The organism is Streptomyces sp. NPDC042346, from assembly GCF_055581845.1.
Genome location: NZ_JBVJEH010000022.1, coordinates 1 through 4,996 on the forward strand (window position 1 = coordinate 1; position 4,996 = coordinate 4,996).

General features: G+C 74.2%; 1 protein-coding gene. It reads left to right on the plus strand.

The genetic code is table 11. From position 1 onward, the window contains the following. Positions 1-4,996: amino acid adenylation domain-containing protein (locus ACZ6K0_RS43045; RefSeq protein WP_469236312.1), on the plus strand; the 4,996-nt coding region annotated here is incomplete at both ends.

A 4,996-nucleotide genomic window follows, 5' to 3' on the forward strand; every position in this document is an offset into this window, starting at 1 on the left:
CGCGACCCGGCTCGTCTCCCGGATCCGCACCGTCCTCGGCGTCGAGCTTCCCGTCCGCGCGCTGTTCGAGACCCCGACCGTCGCCGCCCTCGCCCGTCACCTCGACGGCGGCGGCGCGGCGGCCGCCCGTACCGCGCTCGTCCCGCAGCGGCGGCCGGCCGAGATCCCGCTCTCGTACGCGCAGCGGCGGCTGTGGTTCATCAACCAGCTCGACACCGAGAGCCCGCTCTACAACATCTCCCTCGGCCTGCGCCTGCACGGCCCGCTGGACGCCGTCGCGCTGGAGGCCGCGCTCGCCGACGTGGTGTCCCGCCACGAGTCCCTGCGTACGGTCTTCCCCGCACCCGACGGCACGCCCACGCAGGTCGTGCTCGACGCCGAGACCGTGACCGGCCGGATCCTGCGGACCGTCGACGTCACGGAGGACGAGGTCGCCGCGCAGGTCGCCGCGACCGTCCGGCACGGTTTCGACCTGGCCGAGCAGACCCCGCTGCGGGCCACGCTGCTCACCGTCGGTCCGGACGAGCACGTCCTCGTGCTGGTGCTGCACCACATCGCCGGCGACGCCTGGTCCATGCGGCCGCTCGCCCGCGACCTGGGCGATGCCTACACCGCCCGGTGCGAGGGCGCCGCGCCGCAGTGGTCCCCGTTGCCCGTCCAGTACGCGGACTACGCGCTCTGGCAGCGCGAGGTACTGGGCGACGAGGCCGACCCGGACAGCGAGATCGCCCGCCAGCTCGCCCACTGGACGCAGACCCTGGCCGGCCTGCCCGACGAGCTGACCCTGCCCACCGACCGCCCGCGCCCCGACGCCTCCTCGCACCGGGGCGAGCGGATCCGCTTCGCCCTGGACGCCGCGCTGCACCGGCAGCTCCTGAGCCTCGCCCGGGAGTCCGGCACCAGTCTGTTCATGGTCCTCCAGGCGGCGCTGGCGAGCCTGCTGACCCGCCTCGGCGCGGGTACGGACATCCCGATCGGCACCCCCATCGCGGGCCGCACCGACGACGCGGCGGAGGAGCTGGTCGGCTTCTTCATCAACGAGCTCGTGCTGCGCACGGACACCTCGGGGAACCCGTCCTTCCGTGACCTGCTGGCCCGGGTCCGGGAGACCGACCTCGCCGCGTACGCCCACCAGGACGTGCCGTTCGAGCGCCTCGTCGAGGCCCTGAACCCGCCCCGCTCCCTCGGCCGCCACCCCCTGTTCCAGATCGTGCTGGCCCTGCAGAACACCGCGCACCCCACCCTGGAGCTGCCGGGTCTGACCGTCGGAGCCGAGCCGGGCAGCGGCGGCGTGGCCCGCTTCGACCTGTCCTTCGGCCTCAACGAGCGCCTCACCGCCGACGGCGCGCCCGACGGCCTCGACGCCCTCGCCGAGTTCGCCACGGACCTGTTCGACCGCGCGACGGTCGAGGCGATGGCGGACCGGTTCGTCACCGTCCTGAAGGCCGTGGCCGCGGACGCCGACCGGCGGATCGAGGACCTCGACATCCTGAGCTCCGCCGAGCGCGAGCTGCTGCTCTACGGCTGGAACGACACCGCCCGCCCCCTGCCGGACCTGCTCGTGCCGCAGATGATCGAGGCCCAGGCCGCCCGCACCCCGGACGCACCGGCCGTGACCGGCGGCGACGTCACCCTGACGTACGCGGAGCTGAACGAGCGCGCGAACCGGCTTGCGCATCTGCTGATCGGGCGGGGCGCGGGTCCGGAGTCGATCGTGGCGATCGCGGTGCCGCGGTCGCCGGAGATGATCGTCGCCGTGCTCGCCGTGCTGAAGTCCGGCGCGGCCTACCTGCCGGTCGACACCGAGTACCCCGCCGACCGCATCGCCTACATGCTGGCCGACGCCGCGCCCGCCCTGGTCGTCACCGCCCAGGACGTCGTGCCGCACCTGCCCAAGGCCGTCTCCAAGCCCCTCCTGGCCCTCGACGCCCAGGCGACCGTCGCCGAACTCGCCGGGCAGCGCGCGGACGACCCCGCCGACGCGGACCGCACAGGACCGCTGCTGGCCGACCACGCCGCGTACGTCATCTACACCTCCGGCTCCACCGGCACCCCGAAGGGCGTCGTCGTCCGTCACGAGGGCCTCGCCGACTACGTCGCGGGCGCCGCCGCCGACTACCGGGGCGTCGCGGGAGCGGTGCTGCTGCACTCCTCGGTCTCCTTCGACACCACGGTGACCTCGCTGCACGTCCCGCTCACCGTCGGCGGGCACATCCGACTCACCGACTTCCTCGAAGGAGCCGTCGAGCAGGACTTCAGCCTGCTGAAGGTGACGCCCAGCCACCTCGGCCCGCTCACCGACTCCGTCGAGCCGGCCGACGCCGAGGCCGAACTCCTCGTCGCCGGCGAGGCCCTCACCTCGGCCGCCGTCGCCCCCTGGCGCCGTCGGCACCAGGACGGCGCGGTCTTCAACGTCTACGGCCCCACCGAGACCACCGTCAGCGCCGTCCAGTTCCGCGTCGCCCCCGGCGAGGAACTGCCGGACGGAGCCGTCCCGATCGGCCGTCCGTTGCGCAACACCCAGGCGTACGTGCTCGACCGGCGGCTCAACCCGGTCCCGGCCGGCGTCCCCGGCGAGCTGTACCTCGCCGGCGACGGCGTGGCTCGCGGCTATCTGAACCGCACCGCGCTCACCGCCGAGCGCTTCGTCGCCGACCCGTTCGGCCCCGCCGGCACGCGGATGTACCGTACCGGCGACGTGGTCCGCCACCGCCCCGACGGCGCCCTGGAGTTCGTCGGCCGCGCCGACGACCAGGTGAAGGTCCGCGGCCACCGCATCGAGCTCGGCGAGGTCGAGTCCGCGCTCTCCGCGGTCCCCGGCGTCGCCCGCGCCGTCGCCGCCGTGCGCGAGGACACCCCCGGCAACCGTCGTCTGGTCGGTTACCTCGTCCCCGTCGAGGGCGCGGCCCCGGACGCCGAGGCGGTCCGCCGCCATGTCGCCGCCGTGCTGCCCGAGTACATGGTCCCCTCGGCGGTCGTCACCCTCGACGCGGTGCCGCTGACCCCGAACGGCAAGACCGACCGCACGGCCCTGCCCGCGCCGCAGCAGACCGCGGCGGTACGGGGCCGGGAACCGCGCACCCCGCAGGAAGCGATCCTGTGCGGGCTGTTCGCCGAGGTCCTCGGCGTCGGCCGGGTCGGCATCCACGACGGCTTCTTCGCGCTCGGCGGCCACTCGCTGCTCGCGACCCGGCTGCTCAGCCGCATCCGCTCGGTCCTGGGCGTCCAGCTCGGCATCCGGGCCCTCTTCGAGGCCCCGACCGTCGCCGGTCTCGCCGAGCGCCTCGACGGCGCCGGCTCGGCCCGCCCGGCCCCCGCCCCGGCCGAGCGGCCCGACGCCGTCCCGCTGTCGTTCGCCCAGCGCCGCCTGTGGTTCATCAACCAGATGGACCCGACGAGCCCGCTCTACAACATCCCCATGGTCCTGCGCCTGTCCGGAGACCTCGACCGGACGGCCCTCGACGCGGCCCTCGCCGACGTGGCACAGCGCCACGAGAGCCTGCGGACGGTTTTCCCCGCCACCGACGGCGAACCCCGTCAGGCCGTCCTCCACGGCGAGGCGCAGCCCGTCGGCCTCACCGTCCTGGACGCCTCCGAGGAGAGCCCCGCCGATACCGCCGACCCGCAGAACCGGATCGCCGAACTCCTCGGCCGCGGCTTCGACCTGACCCGGGAGGTCCCGCTGCGGGCCACCCTGCTCGCCACCGGCCCGGACGAGCACGTCCTCGTCCTCGTCCTGCACCACATCGCCGGTGACGCCTGGTCCCTCGCCCCACTCGCCACGGACCTCTCCACGGCCTACGCGGCCCGCCTCCAGGGTGACGCCCCGCAGTGGACGCCGCTCCCCGTCCAGTACGCCGACTACACGCTGTGGCAGCGCGAGCTGCTCGGCGACGAGGCCGACCCGGACAGCGAGATCGCCCGCCAGCTCGCCCACTGGACCGACGTGCTCGCCGGTCTGCCGGAGGAGCTCGCCCTGCCCACCGACCGGCCCCGGCCGCTGACCGGCGCCCAGCGCGGCGCGAAGCTGCGCTTCGCCTTCGACGCCCAGTTGCACCGCCGGCTGCTGGCCCTCGCCGGCTCCACGGGCACCAGCCTCTTCATGGTCCTCCAGGCCGGACTCGCGTCCGTCCTCAGCCGGCTCGGCGCGGGCGACGACATCCCGATCGGCGCCCCGATCGCCGGCCGCACCGACGACACCCTCGACGACCTCGTCGGTTTCTTCCTGAACACCCTGGTCCTGCGCACCGACACCTCCGGCGCCCCGTCGTTCCGCGAACTGCTCGCCCGCGTCCGGGACACCGACCTCGCCGCGTACGCCAACCAGGACCTGCCGTTCGAGCGGATCGTCGAGGCGCTCAACCCGCAGCGCTCGCTGACCCGTCACCCGCTCTTCCAGGTGACGCTGACCGTGCAGAACTCCCGCGACGCCGCGCTCGAACTGCCCGGCCTGACCGTGTCCGCCGAGGCCGGCGCGTCCGCCTGGGCACGGTTCGACCTCTCCCTCGGCCTCGGCGAACGGCACACCGCGAACGGCGTCCCGAACGGCCTCGAAGGCGTCGTCGACTACTCCGCCGACCTCTTCGACCGCGACACCGTCGACACCGTCGTTGGCCGACTCGAGCGCCTGCTGCGCGCCGTCGTCGCCGACCCCGACCGCTCCGTCGGCGACATCGACATCCTCGACGCCGCCGAGCGTGATCGGTTGGTGAGCGGGTGGAACGAGACGGGTGCTGTGGTGCCGGTGGGTGTGGTGCCGGTGTGGTTCGCGGAGTGTGCGGCGCGGGCGCCGGAGGCGCCGGCGGTGGCGTGTGGTGAGGTGCGTCTGTCGTACGGGGAGTTGTGGTCGCGTGCGGTGGGTGTGGCGAACGAGTTGACGCGTGTGGGTGTGGCGCGTGGTTCGGTGGTGGCGTTGGCGGTGCCGCGTTCGGTGGATGCGGTGGTGGCGATGCTGGGTGTGGGTCTTGCGGGTGGGGTGTTCCTGCCGGTGGATCTG